Source organism: Pseudomonas sp. WC1 (assembly GCF_050586565.1).
Lineage (GTDB): Bacteria > Pseudomonadota > Gammaproteobacteria > Pseudomonadales > Pseudomonadaceae > Aquipseudomonas.
Genome location: NZ_JBOBDQ010000046.1, coordinates 21,003 through 40,263 on the forward strand (window position 1 = coordinate 21,003; position 19,261 = coordinate 40,263).

Here is a 19,261-nt window from a genome sequence, read left to right on the forward strand (position 1 = left end):
CTTTCGCGGTGCTTGTGGAGCTCACATGGTTTCGACAGACCGCCCCACCCATTCGGTGATGCCCGAGGCACGCTACGAGCAGTTGGTCCAGGCGGTGGTGGACTACGCCATTTATATGCTCGACCCAACCGGCCATGTGGTGTCCTGGAACGCTGGCGCGCAGCGGATCAAGGGCTACGTTGCCGATGAGGTGATCGGCCGGCATTTCTCGCTGTTCTTCAACGCCCAGGATTGTGCCGACGGCCGCCCGCAACGCTTGCTGCGCCAGGCACTGGAAGAAGGCAAGGCGCAGGACGAAGGCTGGCGCGTGCGCAAGGACGGCACGCAGTTCTGGGCGCTCGCCGCGCTGGATGTGATTCGCGACGCGCAAGGCGAGGTCATCGGCCTGGCCAAGGTCACCCGCGACATCACCGATCGTCGCGAGTCGGCCCAGCAGCTCGATGCCATGCGTGCGCAATTGTTCCAAGCGCAAAAGCTCGAGGCCCTGGGGCAACTCACCGGAGGCCTGGCCCATGACTTCAACAACCTGCTGACCATCATCCTCAGCTCAGCCCGGCTGGCCAGCAGCAGCCAGGATCCGGCACGTGTGAGGCGCTTGCTCGAGCATATCCTCGATGCTGGCCAGCGCGGCACCCAGCTGACCCAGCAACTTTTGAGCTTTGCCCGGCATCGGCAACTGAGTATCACGCGCATCGTGCCTGCCGAGGCGATCGATATCATTTGCGGGCTGGCGGAGCACGCATTGCCCCGGGAAATCGAATTGCTACCCCAGGTACAGCCTGACTTGCCGCTGATCGAGGTGGACGCCGGGCAGTTGCAGATGGTCTTGCTGAACCTGGTGTTCAATGCCCGCGATGCCATTGTCGCCACCGGGCAGATCCGTATGGTGGTCGAATGCGTGCAGTTGTCCGGCGAAGTGGATGGGCTGTGCGGGCGCTTCGTGCGCTTCGATGTACGTGATGACGGCCAGGGCATTGACCCGCAGGTGCTGCCACGGATCTTCGAGCCGTTCTTCACCACCAAGGCCTTCGGCAAGGGCACTGGCCTTGGCCTGAGTCAGGCCTATGGTTTCGCCCGGCAGAGCAATGGTGCGATCGAGGTGTCCAGCCGGCTTGGCGAGGGCACCTGCATGAGCCTGTACCTACCAGCCCGGACGGGCCCCGATTCGCTTTCGACCGACGGATAGACAGCCATGGTAGAGCAACTAAAGCGACTGGCCACGGGCATCGCGGGGCTCGATGCGCTGCTCAAAGGGGGGTTGGTGGTTGGCGCCTCCTATATCGTTCAAGGGCATCCCGGTTCGGGCAAGACCATCCTGGCCAACCAGCTGGCGTGCAACCATGTGCGTGAAGGTGGTCGGGTACTGGTGGCGACGTTGCTCAGCGAGTCCCATGAACGGCTGTTCCAGTACCTGTCGACCCTGAGCTTCTTCGACCCGGCGCTGGTGGGCGACACCATTCAGTTCGTCAGCGCATTCGACACCCTGGAGCAGGAGGGCCTGGACGCGGTGGTCAGGCTGTTGCGCCAGGAAATTGCCCGACAGCAGGCCACCTTGCTGATCGTCGACGGGCTGCTCAACGCCCGCTCCAGGGCGGAAACCAGCCTCGACACCAAGAAATTCGTTTCCGAGCTGCAGGGGCATGCGGCGTTCGCCGGCTGCACGCTGCTGCTGCTGACCAGTGCGCGATTGGATGAAGGCAGCCCCGAGCACACCATGGTCGATGGCGTGATCGAGCTCGGCGAACACCTGGTCGGCAGCACGGCGGTGCGCCATGTCCAGTTGCGCAAGACGCGTGGCAGTGGTGCGTTGTCCGGGCGCCACGAATGCCTGATCACGGAGGCCGGGTTGCAGGTCTACCCGCGCCTGGAGTCGCTGTACAGTCGCCCCAGCCAGGCAGGAGCGCAAACCCTGAGCCGGGTCGCCACGGGTGTTGCCGACCTCGATGCCATGCTCGGTGGCGGGTTGGCCGAGGCGTCGGTGACCCTGCTGATGGGGCCATCGGGCGTAGGCAAGACAGCGCTGGGCATCGCGTTCCTGGCCGCTTCGACCCAGGCTGCTCCGGGTCTGCATTTCGGTTTCTACGAGACGCCTGCGCGGTTGCGGTTGAAGGCCTGTGCGCTGGGCTTCGACCTGCAGGCACTTGAGCGTGAAGGTAGCGTGCAACTGAGCTGGCAATCGACCAGCGAAGGCTTGCTGGATCAACTTGGCGCCCAGCTGTTGGCACAGGTCGAGGCGCTCGCTGCCAGGCGCGTGGTAATCGACAGCCTTGGAGCCTTCGGCCGCCTGGCGCTGGAGCCTGCCCGACTGAATGCCTTCTTCCGCGCGCTGACCGGTGAGTTGCGCGCCCGTGGCGTGACGGTGCTGCTGACCTGGGAGATGCGTGACATCTTCGGCGCGGAGATCACCGCGCCGGCCCCCGACCTGTCGAGCATCGTCGACAACCTGATACTGATGCGCTTCGCCGAGCTCGACGCGCAACTGCACCGCGCACTGTCGGTGATCAAGGTGCGTGACAGCGACCACGACCCTGCTTTGCAGGCGCTGAATCTGGGGCCTCATGGCATCAGCCTGGCGCGGGCGTTCGACGGTGCCAGTGGCGTGCTCAGTGGCTCGGCGACACCGCCTGGAGATCGTTGATGGGATGAACAGCATCCTGATCGTCGACGACGAGTACCTGATTGCCGATATCCTCGGTTTTGCCCTGGAGGACGAAGGCTACCTGGTTGAAAAGGCGAGCAACGGGCGCAAGGCCCTGGAGGCTTTGAAGGAAAAGCGCGTGGACCTGGTGATCACCGACTACATGATGCCGGTGCTCAATGGCGAAGAACTGCTGCAAGCCATACGTGAAGAGCTGCAACTGGCGGACCTGCCGGTCATTCTCATGAGTGGCGCCCAGGCCAGTCAGGGTCGGGCCTGCCCCGGGAGGTTCGCGGCGGTGTTCGACAAGCCATTCGACATGGACCGGATGATCGCCACGGTGCGCGAACTGCTGGGCACCTGAGGTTCAGGAGAGGCTCCCCGCATGGGCGGGCAATCGATCAGGCGCATCCGTGCGGCATGATGCAGTTGGCGTGCGGGTTACTCGTCGTTGCTTTTTTCGGGCGCCGGGCTGCCCGCCTGGATCCGCTTGTAGATCTCTTCACGGTGCACCTGGACATCTTTCGGTGCATCGATACCGATCCTCACTTGCATCCCCTTGACGCCCAGAATGGTGACTTTGATGTCATCGTCGATGACGATGCTTTCGCCAACCTTGCGGGTGAGTATCAGCATGTAGTTCTCCTTGGTGATGTAGAAAACCGCCGAGCCAGGTGCTCTGCGGTGGGAGCCTGTCCCTCTTCCTTCTCATTAAAGACGCTTTCGGCGGATAGTAATTCCCCGACAGACAAATTCTGTTGTCGATCTTTAGTTGCAGGTGCCGGCAGGGCTGCGAGGCCACTCCACGGCAAGGTGCTCGGTGGCAAGGATAGGGTGCTTGGCGCCATATGGGAAATTTCTCTGCTCGATGAAGTAAATAGTGTCCGTCAATGATCGTCTTGGCGCTCCAACATCTGCAGGAAACGTAGCAGTGCCACTTCCTCGGTTTCCAATCCCTTGCGCGGACGGACACGGGGCAATGCCGAAAGACGGCCGAGGTGGAAGTGCTCAAGGACGGCGGGATGGATGTAGCAGCGTCGGCACACAGCCGGAGTGTTGCCCAGGCGCGTCGCCACCTGGCGGACGATGGCGGCGACCTGCCGACGCGCCTCGCTGTCGGGCTCCCAGGCCTGTGGCCTGAGCAGGTTCAGGGCCAGGCTGCTGCCGGCCCAGGTGCGGTAGTCCTTGGCGGTGAAGTCGGCGCCGGTCAGCTGCTGGAGGAACTGGTTGACCTCGGTCGAGCCGATGCCATGGCGCTGTCCATGTTCGTCCAGGTACTGGAACAAAGCCTGGCCGGGCAGTTCCATGCAGCGCTTGACCAGGCCGGCCAGGCGTCGGTCGGTCAGGGTGACGTTGTGTTCGACACCGCGTTTGCCGCGGAACTGGAAGCGGATACGGCTGCCCTTGACCTGCACATGGCGGGTGTCGAGGGTGGTCAGCCCGTAGGAGCGGTTGTCGCGCAGGTACTGGCGGTTGCCGATGCGGATCAGCGTGGTGTCGAGCAGGCTGATCACCAGCGCCATGACCTTCTCCCGGCCCAGTCCGGGGGAAGCCAGGTGCGTGTCCAGTTGCTTGCGCAGCTTCGGCAGCACCTCGGCGAAGGCCAGCATGCGCGCGTACTTGTGCTGGTCGCGCAGCTCGCGCCATTGCGTATGGTAGCGGTACTGCTTGCGCCCCCGGGCGTCGCGCCCGGTGGCCTGCAAGTGCCCTTGCGGGTCGGCGCAGATCCACACGTCGGTGTAGGCCGGCGGGATCACCAGGGCGGCGATGCGTGCCAGGGTCTCTTTATCGCGTACCCGCTGGTTGCCGGCGTCGAAATAGTGGAAGCGGTCGCGCCAGCGCCGGCGGGTCAGGCCGGGCTGGCTGTCATCGACATAATGCAGGGCGGCAGGCAACGGGCAGTCGGGCATCGGCGCAGTCCATCGAGGGCACTCATGCTGCAATGGACAGCATCCGCCGCGTCATTGCTCAGCCCAACAGCGCCACCGACTTGATCTGCGCCCACAGCAACTGGCCCGCGCGCACGTCGAGCTGGTCCGCCGAATAGCGCGTGATGCGTGCCAGCAGCGCACTGCCGGCGGCATCCAGGCTGACCAGCACATGGGCCGGGTTGTCCGCCGGGCGGCATTCGCGGACCCGCACCGGCAGGCGGTTGAGAATGCTCGACGCGCCGTCGGCGGCCAATGCCAGGCTGACGTCCCGGGCCTGGACCTTCAGGCGCAGGCTGCTGCCCACCTGCAAGGCGGGGTGGGCGATACGCAGCAATTGCCCCTCCGTGCCGGACAGGCGCAGGTCGAACAGCTCATAATGCGGGTCGTGGCCCACCACCACGCCTTCGAGCACCACCCCGGCATCCTCGCCCTGGGCCAATGGCAGGTCGAGGCGGGCCAGGGTCTGGCCGATCGGCCCGCTGGCCACCGCCTTGCCCTGTTCGAGCAACACCAGGTGGTCGGCCAGGCGCGCCACTTCGTCCTGGGCATGGCTGACATAGATCAGCGGGATATCCAGTTCGTCGTGCAGGCGCTCCAGGTACGGGAGGATTTCACGCTTGCGCGCGCTGTCGAGCGCAGCCAGGGGCTCGTCCATCAGCAACAGTCGCGGGCTGCTGAGCAAGGCTCGGGCGATGCCGACGCGTTGTGCCTCGCCGCCGGACAGTGTCGCCGGCTTGCGCGCCAGCAGGTGGCCGATGCCCAGCAGCTGGCAGGCCTGTTCCTGGCTGATCTTGCGGGCCTGCGGTGCGATACGGCGCCAGCCGAACTCAAGGTTGCCTTGCACCGACAGGTGCGGGAACAGGCTGGCCTCCTGGAACACGTAGCCGACCGGGCGCCGGTGAGGTGGGATGAAGTGCCCGCGGGCGCTGTCTTCCCACACCTCGCCATTGATTTCGATGTAGGCGCTGGCGGCCCGTTCCAGGCCGGCCAGGCAGCGCAGGCACGAGGTCTTGCCTGAGCCGGAGTGACCGAACAGGGCGCTGATGCCGCGACCGGGCAGGTCAAGGTCGACGTCCAGGGTGAAGTCGTCACGCGCCAGTTTCAGGCGCGCCTGTATCGATGCGCTCATTTCAGCTCCAGCCTGCCTTGCCACGGCGGCCGGCATAGAGCATCAGCAGCACCAGGAACGAGAACACCAGCATGGCCCCGGCCAGCCAGTGGGCCTGGCTATATTCCATGGCCTCGACGTGATCGAAGATCTGCACCGAGACCACACGGGTCTTGTCGGGAATGTTGCCACCGATCATCAGCACCACGCCGAACTCGCCGACGGTATGGGCGAAGCCGAGGATGCTGGCGGTGATGAAACCGGGGCGAGCCAGGGGCAGTACCACGTGGACGAAGGTGTCCCAGGGGCTGGCGCGCAGTGTCGCTGCCACCTCCAGCGGGCGCTGGCCAATAGCGCCGAAGGCGTTCTGCAATGGCTGCACCACGAAGGGCATCGAGTACACCACCGAGCCGATCACCAGCCCGGTGAAGCTGAACACCACGCTGCCCAGGCCCAGAGCCTGTGTGGCCTGGCCGATCCAGCCATGGGGGCCGAGGGCCAGCAGCAGGTAGAAGCCGATTACCGTTGGCGGCAGCACCAGGGGTAGGGCCACTACCGCGCCGATCGGCCCGCGCAGCCAGGAACGGGTGCGCGCCAGCCACCAGGCGATGGGCGTGCCCAGCACCAGGAGGATGGCGGTGGTCAGGCTGGCCAGCTTGATGGTCAGCCAGATGGCGCCCAGGTCACTGGCGTCGAGAGGCATCAGAGCTCATAGCCGTAGGACTTGATCACCGCGGCGGCTTTCGGGCCCTTGAGGTAATCGACCAGGGCCTTGGCGGCCGGGTTGTCCTTGCCTTTGTTGAGGATCACCGCATCCTGGCGGATCGGGTCATGCAGTTCGGCGGGCACGATCCAGGCGGAGCCTTCGCTGACCTTGCCATCCTTGTAGATCTGCGACAGCGCGACGAAGCCCAGCTCGGCGTTGCCGGTGGAAACGAACTGGAAGGCTTGGGTGATGTTCTGGCCCTCGACGATCTTCGCCTTGGTGGCTTCGGTCAGCTTCAGCTTGTCCAGTACCTGGGTGGCGGCCAGGCCATAGGGCGCGGCCTTGGGGTTGGCGATGGACAGGTGCTTGTACTCGTTCTTCTTCAGCACATCACCCTTGGCGTCGACATAGCCTGGCTTGGCCGACCACAGCGCCAGGGTGCCGATGGCGTAGGTGAAGCGCGAGCCTGCAACGATTTCCTTTTCCTGTTCCAGCTTGGCCGGAGTGCTGTCGTCGGCGGCGAGAAACACTTCGAATGGCGCGCCGTTCTTGATCTGTGCGTAGAACTGGCCGGTGGCGCCGTAGGCAGCGACCAGCTTGTGGCCGGTGTCCTTCTCGAAATCCTTGGCGATGGCCTGGATGGGCGCTGTGAAGTTGGCCGCGACAGCGACCTGGACTTCATCGGCCCAGGCACTGTTGAGGCAGATCAGGCTGGCGAGGGTGCTGGCGGCCAGATAGGACAAGCGAATACGCATGAAGACGGCTCCTGAGGGATTATCGTTATGGTGCGGAATATATAGCGATAAGCCGTCTGTCGGGAAGGGGTTGGTGTGATTTGCCGTCGGTGGTGGTCTTGTTGTGGAGCTGCGTGGCAGCGGCGCACGGCCGCTCCCACGCAGGTGATGCTTGAACGCTATTCCCTGCGCGACAGCGCAGCCCAAGGGGTGGGCGATCTCCAGAAGATCATCGCTACGCCGCCAATCGTCCGCTGGCAATCGCCTCCGACGCGGCCAGCATCGCCCGCAGCAGCACCGCGCAGCCGGCGGCGAGGTCCTCGGGGGCGGCGTTCTCGATTTCGTTGTGGCTGATCCCGCCCTCGCACGGCACGAAGATCATCCCCGCCGGGCCCAGTTCGGCAAGGAAAATCGCGTCGTGCCCGGCGCCGCTGACGATGTCCATGTGCGCCAGGCCCAGGTTGCGTGCCGAATCACGTACCGCCTCGACGCAACCTTTGTCGAAATACAGGGCCGGGAAGTCAGCGGTGGGCACCAGCTCGTAGTCCAGCCCGTGCTTGGCCGTGGTGGCCTCGATCACCTGGCGCACCTCGGCGATCATCGACTCCAGTCGCTGGCCTTCCAGGTGGCGAAAATCCAGGGTCATGCGCACTTCGCCGGGGATCACGTTGCGCGAGCCGGGGTAGGCCTGCAGGCAACCGACCGTGCCGCAGGCATGTGGCTGGTGGGCGAGGGCGGTGCGGTTGACCGCCTCGACCACGGCGGCGGCACCGACCAGGGCGTCCTTGCGCAGGTGCATCGGCGTGGGGCCTGCGTGGGCCTCGACGCCGCGCAGGGTCAGGTCGAACCACTTCTGGCCGAGGGCGCCGAGCACCACGCCGATGGTCTTGTGCTGGTCCTCGAGGATCGGGCCCTGCTCGATATGCGCCTCGAAGTAGGCGCCGACCGGGTGGCCGGACACGGCGCGGCTGCCGGCGTAGCCGATGGCGTTCAATGCCTCGCCGACGCTCACGCCCTGGGCATCGCGCTTGGCCAGGGTGTGCTCGAGGGTGAACTTGTTGGCGAACACCCCAGAACCCATCATGCACGGGGCGAAGCGTGAGCCTTCCTCGTTGGTCCACACCACCACCTCCAGCGGCGCTTCGGTTTCCACGCCGAGATCATTGAGGGTGCGGATCACCTCCAGCCCGGCCATCACGCCAAAGCAGCCGTCGAACTTGCCGCCGGTGGGCTGGGTGTCGATATGGCTGCCGGTCATCACGGGTGGCAGCTTGGCGTTGCGCCCTGGGCGGCGGGCGAAGATGTTGCCTACGGCGTCGATGCTCACCGTGCAACCGGCTGCTTCGCACCACTGCACGAACAGGTCGCGAGCCTGGCGATCGAGATCGGTCAGCGCCAGGCGGCATACGCCGCCCTTTGGCGTGGCGCCGAGGCGGGCCAGGTCCATCAGCGATTGCCACAGGCGGTTACTGTCTATGTGGTGTTGGCTGGATTGCAGGATTTCCTTGGCGGGGGTGGTCATGGGGTGTCTCCTCAGGCTGTTATTTTTACCATCACGTGGGAGCGGGCTTGCCCCGCGATGCGGCGCATCAGGGCATCGGCTTGGCCAGCCGCGCCGGGCCGCGCACCGCGATACCGCCGAGGGCGTAGTAGAGCCCGCCGCCGAGCAGCGAACCGGTGAACCAGCCGTAGTCGTAGAACCAGCTGAAACTGCTGTTGCCAATCGCCATCACGGTCAGCGCCACCGGCACGCCGAAGGCAATGAACCCGGCCCAGTTCCACGCCGGGTACACGTCGTCGCGGTACAGCCCGGCGAGGTCCAGCTGCTGGCGGCGGACCAGGAAGTAGTCCACCACCATGATCCCGGCGATTGGCCCTAGCAGGCTGGAATAGCCCAGCAGCCAGTTGGAGTACAGGCTCTCCAGGCTCAGGTCGGAGACGATCCAGCCGAGCTTCTTGAGCAGCTCGTGGCCCATCAGCGCCAGGCCGATGAAGCCGGTCAGCCAGACGGCACGGCTGCGCCCGATCAGGCGCGGGGCGATGTTCTGGAAGTCGTTGGTGGGCGAGACGATGTTGGCCGCGGTGTTGGTCGACAGCGTTGCGACGATGATCAGCGCCATGGCCAGGGCCACCCAGCCGGGGCTCTGGATATGGCCGATCAGGCTCACCGGGTCGGACACCGTCTGACCCACCAGCGAGGCGGAGGCAGCGGTCATGATCACGCCCAGCGAAGCGAACAGGAACATGGTCAGCGGCAGGCCGAAGATCTGCCCGAGAATCTGGTCCTTCTGGCTTTTCGCGTAACGGCTGAAATCGGGGATGTTCAGCGACAGCGTGGCCCAGAAACCGACCATGGCGGTGAGCCCGGCGCAGAAGTAGCCGACCACGCTGGCGCCCTCGGGGCGTTTGGGCGGCTGCGCCAGCAACTCGCTCATCGACATGTGCGGCAGCGCCCAGAACAACAGGCCGACACCGACCGCCACCAGCAACGGCGCCGACAGCGTCTCCAGCCATTTGATCGACTCGGCGCCGCGCAGCACCACCCACAGGTTCAGCGACCAGAACAGCATGAAGCCGATCACCTCGCCGGATCCACCCAGTGCCTTCCACTCGGGGAACAACGAACCCAGGAACAGGTGGATGGCCAGACCGCCGAACATCGTCTGGATACCGAACCAGCCGCAGGCCACCACGGCGCGGATCAGGCACGGCACGTTGGAACCAAAGATACCGAACGAGGCGCGCAGCAGCACCGGGAACGGGATGCCGTATTTGGTCCCGGGGAAGGCGTTGAGGGTCAGCGGGATAAGCACGATGAGGTTGGCCAGCAGGATCGCCAGCAGCGCCTCGCCCACGCTCAGGCCGAAGTAGGCGGTGAGCACGCCGCCAAGGGTGTAGGTAGGCACGCAGATGGACATGCCCACCCATAACGCAGTGATGTGCCACTTGTTCCAGGTGCGCTGGTGCACCTTGGTCGGTGCGATGTCGTGGTTGTAGCGGGGGCTGTCGAGGACGTCGCTGCCGGCGTCGAGCTCGTACAGGCCATGCTGCTCGACCACTTGCGATCTGCTCTGTTGCATGGGGTTCTCCAGGTCTTTTTTCTTGTAGTTGTCGCTCATCGGGCTGACGCGATGGCCGGAGTACACACACCACCAGTACTGCACCTCCGGCCCGGCCAGGCGGTTGTGGCCTGCGTTTTCAACAAACGTGCCGGGAAAGCCCGCGCCTTCCCGGCAGGCCGCCGCCGACCGGAGGTAACTCACTGACCTGCAAAGGCATTCATCAAGGCGGCAGGCGAAGCGGGAGCTCCTGGGCATGCCGTCTGTCTGGCCGGTCCAGCACCCGCGTGGTTCAAACGGGTGCAACCTGGAAAAACACCGGCGCGGCCTGCGCCATCCAGCCAGTAAACAAACACCTGATTTTGCGTAGAAAATCTTGACCAATTTGGCTTCCTGTCAAGTGCGTCAAAATGGTGAAGGGGTGTCACTTTTTGGTGAGCTGGTGAATAAATTTTTAAAAATCAATTAGTTATTGTTTTTGATGGTTGCATATATTTTTTCTTGATGAATATCCGATCAGATACTAGCCTCGATTCTTGTCAGGCCTGACAGGATTGATGAAATCACCTCCAGCGCCCGGCCAACACAATTCCAAGAACCGGCCAGAAGACCGGTCAGCCTGCGAGGAAAACGGCATGTCCCTGTTGATCCGTGGCGCCACCGTGGTTACCCATGAAGAGAGCTACCCCGCCGATGTCCTGTGTGCCGATGGCCTGATCCGCGCCATCGGCAAAGACCTCGAAGCCCCCACCGACTGTGAGATCCTCGACGGCAGTGGCCAGTACCTGATGCCCGGCGGCATCGACCCGCACACCCACATGCAGCTGCCGTTCATGGGCACGGTGGCCAGCGAGGACTTCTTCAGCGGCACTGCCGCGGGTCTGGCCGGGGGCACCACCTCGATCATCGACTTCGTCATCCCCAACCCGCAGCAGTCGCTGCTCGAAGCCTTCCATACCTGGCGCGGCTGGGCGCAGAAGAGTGCCAGCGACTATGGCTTCCACGTCGCCATCACCTGGTGGAGCGAGCAGGTCGCCGAGGAGATGGGTGAACTGGTCGCCCAGCATGGAGTGAACAGCTTCAAGCACTTCATGGCCTACAAGAATGCGATCATGGCCGCCGACGACACCCTGGTGGCCAGCTTCGAACGCTGCCTGCAACTGGGCGCGGTACCCACGGTGCACGCCGAAAACGGCGAGCTGGTCTATCACCTGCAGCAAAAATTGCTCGCCCAGGGCCTGACCGGCCCCGAGGCACACCCGCTGTCGCGTCCGTCCCAGGTCGAAGGGGAGGCCGCCAGCCGCGCCATCCGCATCGCCGAAACCCTGGGCACGCCGCTGTATCTGGTGCATGTCTCCAGCCGCGAGGCGCTGGATGAGATCACCTATGCCCGGGCCAAGGGCCAGCCGGTTTACGGTGAGGTGCTGCCGGGGCATCTGCTGCTCGACGACAGCGTTTACCGTGATCCGGACTGGGCCACCGCCGCCGGCTACGTGATGAGCCCGCCGTTCCGCCCGCGCGAGCACCAGGAGGCGCTGTGGGGTGGCCTTCAGTCGGGCAACCTGCACACCACGGCCACTGATCATTGCTGCTTCTGCGCCGAGCAGAAGGCCATGGGCCGCAACGACTTCAGCCGGATCCCCAACGGCACCGCCGGCATCGAAGACCGCATGGCGGTGCTGTGGGACGCCGGGGTGAACAGCGGGCGCCTGTCGATGCACGAGTTCGTCGCGCTGACCTCCACCAACACCGCGAAGATCTTCAACCTGTTCCCGCGCAAGGGCGCGATCCGCGTCGGCGCCGATGCCGACCTGGTGCTGTGGGACCCGCAGGGCACCCGTACCATCAGCGCCCAGACCCACCACCAGCGGGTCGATTTCAACATCTTCGAAGGCCGCACAGTGCGCGGCGTCCCCAGCCACACCGTCAGCCAGGGCAAGGTGCTCTGGGCCGATGGCGACCTGCGTGCCGAGCCGGGCGCGGGGCGTTATGTGGAGCGCCCGGCCTATCCCTCGGTGTACGAGGTGCTGGAACGGCGTGCCGAACGGCAGAAACCGACGCCGGTTCAGCGCTGAAGCAGCTGGGGCTGCTGCGCAGCCCTATCGCCGGCAAGCCGGCTCCCACAGACAGCGCGTCGTGGCTGCTGAATGCACAACCTGTGGGAGCCGGCTTGCCGGCGATAGGGGCGCAAAGCGCACCCTGATTACAACACACATGCTCCTGTTGACTGCCATCCCCCAGAACGGACAGGCGAGTGACCGCCGCCTGAACCCATAAAAAAGCGAGAGGCTACAACCGTGATCGATGCCCTGAACCACTTGCCGCGCCCCCGCGCCGGCGCCGACCAGCTGGCAGAGGCCTTCAGCGACCTCGCGCCCCCGCTCACCGCCCGCCAGGCCGCTGTCGAGAGCGCGCGCTGCCTGTACTGCTACGACGCGCCGTGCGTCAATGCGTGCCCCAGTGAAATCGACATCCCCTCGTTCATCCACCGCATCAGTGACGAGAACCTGCAGGGCGCCGCCGAACGCATTCTCTCGGCCAACATCCTTGGCGGCAGCTGCGCCCGGGTTTGCCCCACGGAGATCCTTTGCCAGCAAGCCTGCGTGCGCAACAACGCCCAGGAGTGCGCCCCGGTGCTGATCGGCCAATTGCAGCGCTACGCCCTGGACCATGCCGACTTCACCGAGCATCCGTTCCAGCGCTCACCGGCCAGTGGCAAGCGCATCGCCGTGGTCGGCGCCGGCCCCGCCGGATTGTCGTGCGCGCACCGGCTGGCCATGCACGGCCACGACGTGGTGATCTTCGAGGCGCGGGAGAGGGCCGGTGGTCTCAACGAATACGGCATCGCCCGCTACAAGCTGGTGGACGACTACGCCCAGCGCGAAGTGGAATTCCTGCTGGGCATCGGCGGAATCGAGATCCTCCATGGCCAGCGCCTGGGCGGCAACCTGTCGTTGGCCGAGCTCCACGGCCAGTACGACGCGGTGTTCCTCGGCCTGGGCCTGGGGGCCGTGCGCCAGCTGGGCCTGGCGGACGAAGACGCGCCGGGCCTGCTTGCCGCCACCGACTATATCCGTGAGCTGCGCCAGGCTGACGACCTCACCCAGCTGCCGTTGGCTGACCGCTGCCTGGTGCTCGGCGCCGGCAACACCGCCATCGACATGGCCGTGCAGATGAGCCGCCTGGGCGCCCGCGACGTCAACCTGGTGTACCGCCGCGGCGAAGCCGACATGGGCGCCACCGGCCATGAGCAGGAAATTGCCAAGCACAATCAGGTGCGCCTGCACACCTGGGCACGGCCCGATGCCGTGCTGCTGGATGATGCCGGGCGCGTGCGTGGCATGCGCTTCGCGCGCACGCAATTGATCGACGGACGCCTGGGCGATACCGGCGAAACCTTCGAGCTGGCCGCCGACGCGATCTTCAAGGCCATCGGCCAGCGCTTCGATGAGCAAAGCCTCGGCGATCCGCTGGCGGCGCAACTGGCCCGCGACGGCGAGCGCATACAGGTGGACGCGCACATGCGTACCTCCATCCCCGGCATCTACGCCGGCGGCGACTGTACCGCGCTGGGCCAGGACCTCACCGTCCAGGCCGTGCAACATGGCAAGCTGGCCGCCGAAGCCATCCATGCCCAACTCATGCTCAACGTGGAGGCTGCGTAAATGGCCGACCTGTCCATCGTATTCGCCGGCATCAAGGCACCCAATCCATTCTGGTTGGCTTCCGCGCCCCCCACCGACAAGGCCTACAACGTAATCCGCGCCTTCGAGGCCGGCTGGGGAGGGGTGGTGTGGAAGACCCTGGGCGAGGACCCGGCGGCGGTAAACGTGTCGTCGCGCTACTCGGCGCACTACGGCGCCAACCGCCAGGTGCAGGGCATCAACAACATCGAGCTGATCACCGACCGCTCGCTGGAGATCAACCTGCGCGAGATCACCCAGGTGAAGAAGGACTGGCCCGACCGTGCGCTGATCGTGTCGCTGATGGTGCCGTGCGTCGAAGAATCCTGGAAGTTCATCCTGCCGCTGGTGGAAGCCACCGGCGCCGATGGCATCGAGCTCAACTTCGGCTGCCCCCACGGCATGCCCGAGCGCGGCATGGGCGCCGCCGTCGGCCAGGTGCCCGAATATGTGGAAATGGTCACCCGCTGGTGCAAGACCCATTGCACGCTGCCGGTGATCGTCAAGCTCACCCCCAATATCACCGACATCCGCCAGTCGGCGCGCGCTGCCCACCGGGGCGGGGCGGACGCAGTGTCGCTCATCAACACCATCAACTCGATCACCAGCGTCGACCTGGACCGCATGGTCGCGCACCCCATCGTCGGCGACCAGAGCACCCATGGCGGCTACTGCGGGTCGGCGGTCAAGCCGATCGCCCTGAACATGGTCGCCGAGATCGCCCGTGACCCCGAGACCCGCGGGCTGCCGATCTGCGGCATCGGCGGTATCGGCACCTGGCGCGACGCCGCCGAGTTCATCGCCCTGGGTAGCGGCGCGGTACAGGTGTGCACGGCGGCGATGCTGCACGGCTTTCGCATTGTCGACGACATGCAGGACGGCCTGTCGCGCTGGATGGACCAACATGGCCACCGCAACCTCGAGGCGTTTCGTGGCCAGGCCGTTGGGCACACCACCGACTGGAAATACCTGGACATCAACTACAAGTCGGTGGCGCAGATCGACCAGGACGCCTGCATCGGCTGCGGGCGCTGCCACATCGCCTGCGAGGACACCTCGCACCAGGCCATCGCCAGCACCCTGAAGGCTGACGGCACTCACGCCTACAGTGTGATCGAGGCCGAGTGCGTGGGTTGCAACCTGTGCCAGATCACCTGCCCGGTGGAAGGTTGCATCGACATGCAGGCGCAGGACACCGGCAAGCCATACATGAACTGGACGCAGGATCCGCGCAATCCCTATCGTGAGGCGGGTTGAGGAGGCCGTCGATAAACACGCCTCGGCAGCGGTGATGCCTGCTCGAGCTCCGCGCTAGCTGATTGCGGTCTCGTGCAGGCAGCGCCACACCACGCCGCGGTTGCTGCACTCCAGCAGTGCCAGTGACCAGCGTGCCTGCACCACACCCTGCAACCGATGGGTTTCCTTGTAGCGCACTGCTACGTTCACCCCGGCCTGCCATACCACCTGGACGTCGCTGACGACGATCTCCAGCCCTGGCCGTGCGCCGGCCGCCCGGCTGAATAGTTGCTCCACCTGTGCGCGGGTCACCACCGTGCCCGCCGTGCCGACCATGCTGAAATCATCGGCGAACACCGCCATCAGTCCACCGAGCACTGCCTGGGTCTCGGCCGCTGGGCGGGTGAAGATTCTGTGGATCAGCTCATGAACGTGATGAATGCTGCGTTCGGCGCGGGCAATCGCTTGGTCAGGCATGGCGAGGGGGCTCCGGGGGTAGTGTGTGCAGTGTCATCAGTGGCGCCAGCCCGAGCAGCGCGGCCAGAGTGAAGGTCAGGTGATAGGCGTCCGGCGTACTCAGGCCCACCAGCAACAGGTTGAAGATCATCAGCAGCAAGGCGGCGCCGACGCTGAAGGCCATCTGTCGATTGAGGTTCCACAGCACGCTGGCCTGCTGCATCCGCTCGCCGCTGAAGTCGAGCAGCGCGGTGGTCTGGGCGGTGTTGGCACCGATGCCGCCGCCGATGCCCATGAGGCCGTAGGCCGCCATCAGTACGGCGTTGTCCGTCGGGGTATCGACCATGACCAGCAGGCAGATACCCAGGCTGTGCAGGAGCATGCCGAGCAGCAACAGGCGGGCGGCACCGACGCGGTTGTACAGGCGGCCGGCCAGCAACATGGCGGCGAAGGCCCCGGCGGCGTAGAGCAGCATGAACAGGCCGGTGGCCTGGGCGCTCAGCTGCAGCACATCCTGCAGATAGAAGATGTTCAACAGGTTGACCCCGGTGAACACCCCGGGGATCGCATGGTAGACCTGCATCGAGACTCGCAGGCGGGGGCTGGCGAGCAGCTTCAGCTCGACGATGCCTGCCGCAGCGCGTTGGTAATGGGCGCGGTACAGCAAGGCGCAGGACACACCCGCCAGCAGGCAGGCGATGGCCAGCAGGGCGCCATGGCCGGCACCATACAGCGACAGGCCCAGCAGCAGGCAGGCGAGGGCGGCGCTGACCAGCAGCAATCCCTTGAAGTCCGGGCGTGGCGCTGTCGGACCCGGTGCCTGGTCAAGCCAGGCCCAGGCCAGCGCCGCCGTCAGCAGGGCCAGCGGAATGTTGCTGTGGAAGACCCACGGCCAGCGGCCATGGTCGACGATCAACCCGCCAAGGGTAGGTGACAGCGCCGGCGCCAGCAGCGCAACGGCCATCACCAGGGTGGACACACGGGCGCGCTCCGGGCCCTGGAAGCGTTCGAAGGTCAGCGCCTGCCCCACGGGGATCAGCAAGCCACCGGCCATGCCCTGAACCAGGCGCCAGGCAATCAACGCGGCAAAGCTCTGCGCCTCGCCGCAGCCCCACACCGCCACGCTGAACGTCAGCATGGCTGCGCTCAACAGCCGCCGCGCGCCCCAGCGATTGGCCAGCCAGGTGCTCACCGGCACGGCCAGGGTCAGCCCGAGCATGTAGGCATTGCCAACCCACGCGCTGCTGGCGTTGCCGATGGCGAACTCGGCGGCGATCCGTGGCAACGCCACGGTCGGCATGAACAGGTTGATGCAGTCGATGAAGAACCCCATCAGGAAGATCGTTGCCACGCGATACCGGTACGTCATTGCCACTCCTTTTCGACGCGCAGAGTAGGTGTCGTGGACTGCCCCTGTCGATGTCGCTACCCTTGAAACTCTGTTTGATGGAAGTGAACAATGCCGCGCACGGCTCTCCACACCCAGCTCAACCGGGTGCAGACGTTTCTGGCGGTGGTCGATTTCGGCTCTTTCACCAAGGCGGCGGACTTTCTCGGCATCAGCAAAGCCATGGCCAGCCAGCACGTCAAGGCGCTGGAGCAGGCCCTGGGGGTGACGCTGCTGGCGCGCAGCACCCGTGCTATCGCCCCGACCGAAACCGGCCAAAGTTTCTATGAAGATTTCAAGGTGATCGTCAGCGATGTCGAAGGCGCCTTCGCCAATGTACTGCGCCGGCACAACGGCCTATCGGGCAAACTGCGCATCAGCACCACCGGGGAGTACGGCGAGCGTTTCATCCTGCCGCTGATCCCGCTGTTCGCCGAGCGCTACCCGGCGTTGTCGCTCAGCTACGATACCGACTCGTCGCTGAGCGACCTGATTGCCGAGCGGCTCGACCTGGTGGTGCGCCTTGGCGCGTTGCCGGACTCGAACCTGCGCAGTCGCCAGCTGGCCGAGTACGACATTGTGCTGGTGGCTGCTCCGGCCTTTCTTGCTCGCCATGCCATTGACCGGCCCGAGGAACTGGCGGATACACCCTGGATTGCCAACAGTAACCTGCAGAGCCCGACCGCCTGGACCTTGCACAGCACGCAGGCGGGGAGTGCAAGCGTTGTCGGCCGGGCGGCCTACCAGTCCAATGCGTCCCACGCCATTCGGGCAATGGCCTGCGCCGCCCTGGGCGTAGCCGTGCTGCCGGCTTGGCTGGTCGAGCAGGACCTGGCCGACGGCACCCTGCGGCGGGTATTGCCGGACTACAGGCTGCCGAGGCAGCCGATCAGCGTGGTGTACCCGAACAGCAGCCATGTGCCGCACAAGACCCGGGTGTTCATCGATTTTCTGTGCGAGCACCTGGGGCGCTAAGGGCGCTGCTCACGGCTCCAGGCCGATGCCGCGCAGGATGACGCCGGTCACGGTCTGCACCGCTTGCTCGAACGCCATGTCCGACAGCGGCTCACCGTCATTGAGCAGGGTGACCTGGAAACCGAAGTCGGCGTAGTGCTGGGTCGCCGCCCAGATCATGTACAGCAGCGCCGACGGCTCGACCGGCAGGATGCGTCGGTCCTCGACCCAACTGCGGATCTTCTCCTGCTTGAGCCGCGCCCAGGGCACCAGGATTTCGTCCAGGCTGGGGCCCAGCAGCGGGGCGCCGTGGAGGATCTCCTCGGCCCAGATCTTCGAGCCCAGCGGCCGCGAGCGCGAGTGGCCCATCTTGGCGCGGATGTAGCTGGTCAGCACCACCCGCGGGTCGTCGAAGTGCTCGAAGCACAGGGCATCCTGTTTCCAGACGTCCAGCAGGTCCTGCAACACGGCGCGGTACAGGTCGTCCTTGGTGCTGAAGTAGTAGTGCAGGTTGGAGCGCGGCAGTTGCGCCCGTTCGGCGATATCGCCCATGGAGGTGGCGGCGTAGCCCTTGTCGGCGAACACCTGCTCGGCGGCTTGCAGGATCTTTTCGACGTTGCGCCGGCGGATCTCGATCTTGTGGTTGGCCATGGGCTGTCCGTGGTGACCTGAACAGGGCAAGGCTAACAGCTTTGCCGGGGCGGCGATAAGGTCAAGGTTGCCGGCTCGGCAACAGCGTCAGTGCCTGGCGGCTGGCACTGCGCAGGTCCTCTCCGGGCACGCCGTCGCGGGCCTGCACGGAGATACCGTGGAGGAAGGTGGCATAGAAGTGGCCGAGGGCCTCGACCTGCGTGTCGGCCGGCAACTGCCCCTGGTCACGGGCTTGGCGCAGGCGCTCGATGATCGACTCGGTACGCTGCCGGCGGTGCCCGGACAACCACTGCTGGACGGCCAGGTTGTCCGGTGCCACGCCGCTGGCGGCGCTGACCACCAGGCAGCCCCTGGGTTCGTCGGCGCGGGTGTAGGTGCTGATGGCGTCCTCGAGCATCCGTGCCAGGGCCTGGTGGATATCCGGCAGGGCCAGGGCGCGGTCGGCGAAGCCGCCCTCGGCCGACTCGTACAGGGCCACGGCTTCCTCGAACAGTTGCTGCTTGCTGCCGAAGGCCGCGTAGATGCGCGCGGAGGCGATGCCCAGCGCGGACACCAGGGCCGACATCGAGGTGCCCTCGTAGCCATGTTCCCAGAACAGCCGCATCGCCTTGCGCAGCGCCTGTTGCTTGTCGAATTCCCGAGGTCGCCCTGCCATCGCCCGTCTGCCTGCTTACGTGAAAAGCGCATTCTAGCCAATTTGCGATTGACGGGCAGCGCC

Annotated in this window: 18 protein-coding genes; 7 read left to right on the forward strand and 11 right to left on the reverse strand. The window is 65.4% G+C overall.

Features of this window, described 5'->3' with window-relative positions:
• The first annotated feature begins 25 nt into the window (after positions 1–25).
• From ACQ4OD_RS19330 to ACQ4OD_RS19340, 3 genes are read left to right on the forward strand one after another with little or no spacing between them, the layout of a single operon-like run.
• Positions 26–1,186 (forward strand): two-component system sensor histidine kinase NtrB, encoded by a 1,161-nt coding sequence (locus ACQ4OD_RS19330; protein WP_139671952.1) that lies wholly within the window; start codon positions 26–28, stop codon positions 1,184–1,186.
• A 6-nt stretch (positions 1,187–1,192) separates the two neighbouring features.
• Complete coding sequence (locus tag ACQ4OD_RS19335) at positions 1,193–2,638, forward strand: ATPase domain-containing protein (protein WP_102683312.1); 1,446 nt, start codon at positions 1,193–1,195, stop codon at positions 2,636–2,638.
• Between the two features lie 4 nt (positions 2,639–2,642).
• The gene (locus ACQ4OD_RS19340) at positions 2,643–3,002 is read left to right on the forward strand and encodes a response regulator (RefSeq protein WP_102683311.1); all 360 of its coding nucleotides are present in this window, start codon (positions 2,643–2,645) and stop codon (positions 3,000–3,002) included.
• A 77-nt stretch (positions 3,003–3,079) separates the two neighbouring features.
• On the opposite strand, the gene csrA is transcribed toward ACQ4OD_RS19340, so the two are convergent.
• The 7 genes from csrA to ACQ4OD_RS19375 all read right to left on the reverse strand — a co-directional run bounded on the left by csrA (position 3,080) and on the right by ACQ4OD_RS19375 (position 10,197).
• Positions 3,080–3,274 (reverse strand): carbon storage regulator CsrA, encoded by a 195-nt coding sequence (gene csrA, locus ACQ4OD_RS19345; RefSeq protein ID WP_023628788.1) that lies wholly within the window; start codon positions 3,272–3,274, stop codon positions 3,080–3,082.
• A gap of 251 nt (positions 3,275–3,525) precedes the next feature.
• Complete coding sequence (locus ACQ4OD_RS19350; protein WP_198755379.1) at positions 3,526–4,548, reverse strand: DNA topoisomerase IB; 1,023 nt, start codon at positions 4,546–4,548, stop codon at positions 3,526–3,528.
• Positions 4,549–4,606: 58 nt separating this feature from the next.
• A complete protein-coding gene (modC, locus tag ACQ4OD_RS19355; RefSeq protein WP_430944768.1) occupies positions 4,607–5,698 on the reverse strand; it encodes a molybdenum ABC transporter ATP-binding protein in 1,092 nt (363 codons plus the stop codon).
• 1 nt (position 5,699) lies between these two features.
• Positions 5,700–6,380 (reverse strand): molybdate ABC transporter permease subunit, encoded by a 681-nt coding sequence (gene modB / locus ACQ4OD_RS19360; protein ID WP_102683308.1) that lies wholly within the window; start codon positions 6,378–6,380, stop codon positions 5,700–5,702.
• On the reverse strand, positions 6,380–7,138 hold the full coding sequence (modA, locus tag ACQ4OD_RS19365) for a molybdate ABC transporter substrate-binding protein (protein ID WP_046856203.1): 759 nt from the start codon (positions 7,136–7,138) through the stop codon (positions 6,380–6,382). The genes modB and modA overlap by 1 nt, the downstream gene beginning before the upstream one ends.
• A 214-nt stretch (positions 7,139–7,352) precedes the next feature.
• Entirely contained in the window at positions 7,353–8,639 is a 1,287-nt protein-coding gene (locus ACQ4OD_RS19370) for a Zn-dependent hydrolase (RefSeq protein ID WP_430944769.1), read from the reverse strand.
• A gap of 67 nt (positions 8,640–8,706) precedes the next feature.
• On the reverse strand, positions 8,707–10,197 hold the full coding sequence (locus ACQ4OD_RS19375; protein WP_139673165.1) for an NCS1 family nucleobase:cation symporter-1: 1,491 nt from the start codon (positions 10,195–10,197) through the stop codon (positions 8,707–8,709).
• 614 nt (positions 10,198–10,811) lie between these two features.
• Here ACQ4OD_RS19375 and hydA point away from each other — a divergent pair.
• The 3 genes from hydA to preA all read left to right on the forward strand — a co-directional run bounded on the left by hydA (position 10,812) and on the right by preA (position 15,116).
• Positions 10,812–12,251: a dihydropyrimidinase gene (gene hydA / locus ACQ4OD_RS19380; protein WP_139671940.1), complete on the forward strand. Its 1,440-nt coding sequence runs from the start codon at positions 10,812–10,814 to the stop codon at positions 12,249–12,251.
• Positions 12,252–12,473: 222 nt separating this feature from the next.
• Positions 12,474–13,841: an NAD(P)-dependent oxidoreductase gene (locus ACQ4OD_RS19385; protein WP_258700980.1), complete on the forward strand. Its 1,368-nt coding sequence runs from the start codon at positions 12,474–12,476 to the stop codon at positions 13,839–13,841.
• Positions 13,842–15,116 (forward strand): NAD-dependent dihydropyrimidine dehydrogenase subunit PreA, encoded by a 1,275-nt coding sequence (gene preA, locus ACQ4OD_RS19390; RefSeq protein WP_139671934.1) that lies wholly within the window; start codon positions 13,842–13,844, stop codon positions 15,114–15,116. It abuts the gene before it with no gap.
• A 54-nt stretch (positions 15,117–15,170) separates the two neighbouring features.
• On the opposite strand, the gene ACQ4OD_RS19395 is transcribed toward preA, so the two are convergent.
• Both ACQ4OD_RS19395 and ACQ4OD_RS19400 read right to left on the reverse strand, forming a co-directional pair.
• On the reverse strand, positions 15,171–15,572 hold the full coding sequence (locus tag ACQ4OD_RS19395; RefSeq protein ID WP_198755374.1) for a DUF4440 domain-containing protein: 402 nt from the start codon (positions 15,570–15,572) through the stop codon (positions 15,171–15,173).
• Positions 15,565–16,920, reverse strand: a complete 1,356-nt coding sequence (locus tag ACQ4OD_RS19400; RefSeq protein WP_430944770.1) for an MFS transporter — start codon at positions 16,918–16,920, stop codon at positions 15,565–15,567. The genes ACQ4OD_RS19395 and ACQ4OD_RS19400 overlap by 8 nt, the downstream gene beginning before the upstream one ends.
• Before the next feature lie 90 nt (positions 16,921–17,010).
• Between ACQ4OD_RS19400 and ACQ4OD_RS19405 the strand changes: the two genes are divergently transcribed.
• On the forward strand, positions 17,011–17,913 hold the full coding sequence (locus ACQ4OD_RS19405; RefSeq protein WP_430944771.1) for a LysR family transcriptional regulator: 903 nt from the start codon (positions 17,011–17,013) through the stop codon (positions 17,911–17,913).
• A gap of 9 nt (positions 17,914–17,922) precedes the next feature.
• On the opposite strand, the gene ACQ4OD_RS19410 is transcribed toward ACQ4OD_RS19405, so the two are convergent.
• Together ACQ4OD_RS19410 and ACQ4OD_RS19415 are read right to left on the reverse strand one after the other, a co-directional pair.
• Complete coding sequence (locus tag ACQ4OD_RS19410) at positions 17,923–18,543, reverse strand: TetR/AcrR family transcriptional regulator (RefSeq protein ID WP_258700977.1); 621 nt, start codon at positions 18,541–18,543, stop codon at positions 17,923–17,925.
• A 61-nt stretch (positions 18,544–18,604) separates the two neighbouring features.
• Positions 18,605–19,198 carry a TetR/AcrR family transcriptional regulator gene (locus tag ACQ4OD_RS19415; protein ID WP_198755370.1) on the reverse strand — a complete coding sequence of 198 codons (594 nt, stop codon included), beginning with the start codon at positions 19,196–19,198 and terminating at the stop codon, positions 18,605–18,607.
• Positions 19,199–19,261 lie beyond the last annotated feature (63 nt).

Bases quoted from the DNA above. Each gene is read 5' to 3' on its own strand.
- ACQ4OD_RS19330 (WP_139671952.1), top strand. From the start codon at position 26: ATGGTTTCGACAGACCGCCCCACCCATTCGGTGATGCCCGAGGCACGC.
- ACQ4OD_RS19335 (WP_102683312.1), top strand. From the start codon at position 1,193: ATGGTAGAGCAACTAAAGCGACTGGCCACGGGCATCGCGGGGCTCGAT.
- ACQ4OD_RS19340 (WP_102683311.1), top strand. From the start codon at position 2,643: ATGAACAGCATCCTGATCGTCGACGACGAGTACCTGATTGCCGATATC.
- csrA (WP_023628788.1), bottom strand. From the start codon at position 3,274: ATGCTGATACTCACCCGCAAGGTTGGCGAAAGCATCGTCATCGACGAT.
- ACQ4OD_RS19350 (WP_198755379.1), bottom strand. From the start codon at position 4,548: ATGCCCGACTGCCCGTTGCCTGCCGCCCTGCATTATGTCGATGACAGC.
- modC (WP_430944768.1), bottom strand. From the start codon at position 5,698: ATGAGCGCATCGATACAGGCGCGCCTGAAACTGGCGCGTGACGACTTC.
- modB (WP_102683308.1), bottom strand. From the start codon at position 6,380: ATGCCTCTCGACGCCAGTGACCTGGGCGCCATCTGGCTGACCATCAAG.
- modA (WP_046856203.1), bottom strand. From the start codon at position 7,138: ATGCGTATTCGCTTGTCCTATCTGGCCGCCAGCACCCTCGCCAGCCTG.
- ACQ4OD_RS19370 (WP_430944769.1), bottom strand. From the start codon at position 8,639: ATGACCACCCCCGCCAAGGAAATCCTGCAATCCAGCCAACACCACATA.
- ACQ4OD_RS19375 (WP_139673165.1), bottom strand. From the start codon at position 10,197: ATGCAACAGAGCAGATCGCAAGTGGTCGAGCAGCATGGCCTGTACGAG.
- hydA (WP_139671940.1), top strand. From the start codon at position 10,812: ATGTCCCTGTTGATCCGTGGCGCCACCGTGGTTACCCATGAAGAGAGC.
- preA (WP_139671934.1), top strand. From the start codon at position 13,842: ATGGCCGACCTGTCCATCGTATTCGCCGGCATCAAGGCACCCAATCCA.
- ACQ4OD_RS19395 (WP_198755374.1), bottom strand. From the start codon at position 15,572: ATGCCTGACCAAGCGATTGCCCGCGCCGAACGCAGCATTCATCACGTT.
- ACQ4OD_RS19400 (WP_430944770.1), bottom strand. From the start codon at position 16,920: ATGACGTACCGGTATCGCGTGGCAACGATCTTCCTGATGGGGTTCTTC.
- ACQ4OD_RS19405 (WP_430944771.1), top strand. From the start codon at position 17,011: ATGCCGCGCACGGCTCTCCACACCCAGCTCAACCGGGTGCAGACGTTT.
- ACQ4OD_RS19410 (WP_258700977.1), bottom strand. From the start codon at position 18,543: ATGGCCAACCACAAGATCGAGATCCGCCGGCGCAACGTCGAAAAGATC.
- ACQ4OD_RS19415 (WP_198755370.1), bottom strand. From the start codon at position 19,198: ATGGCAGGGCGACCTCGGGAATTCGACAAGCAACAGGCGCTGCGCAAG.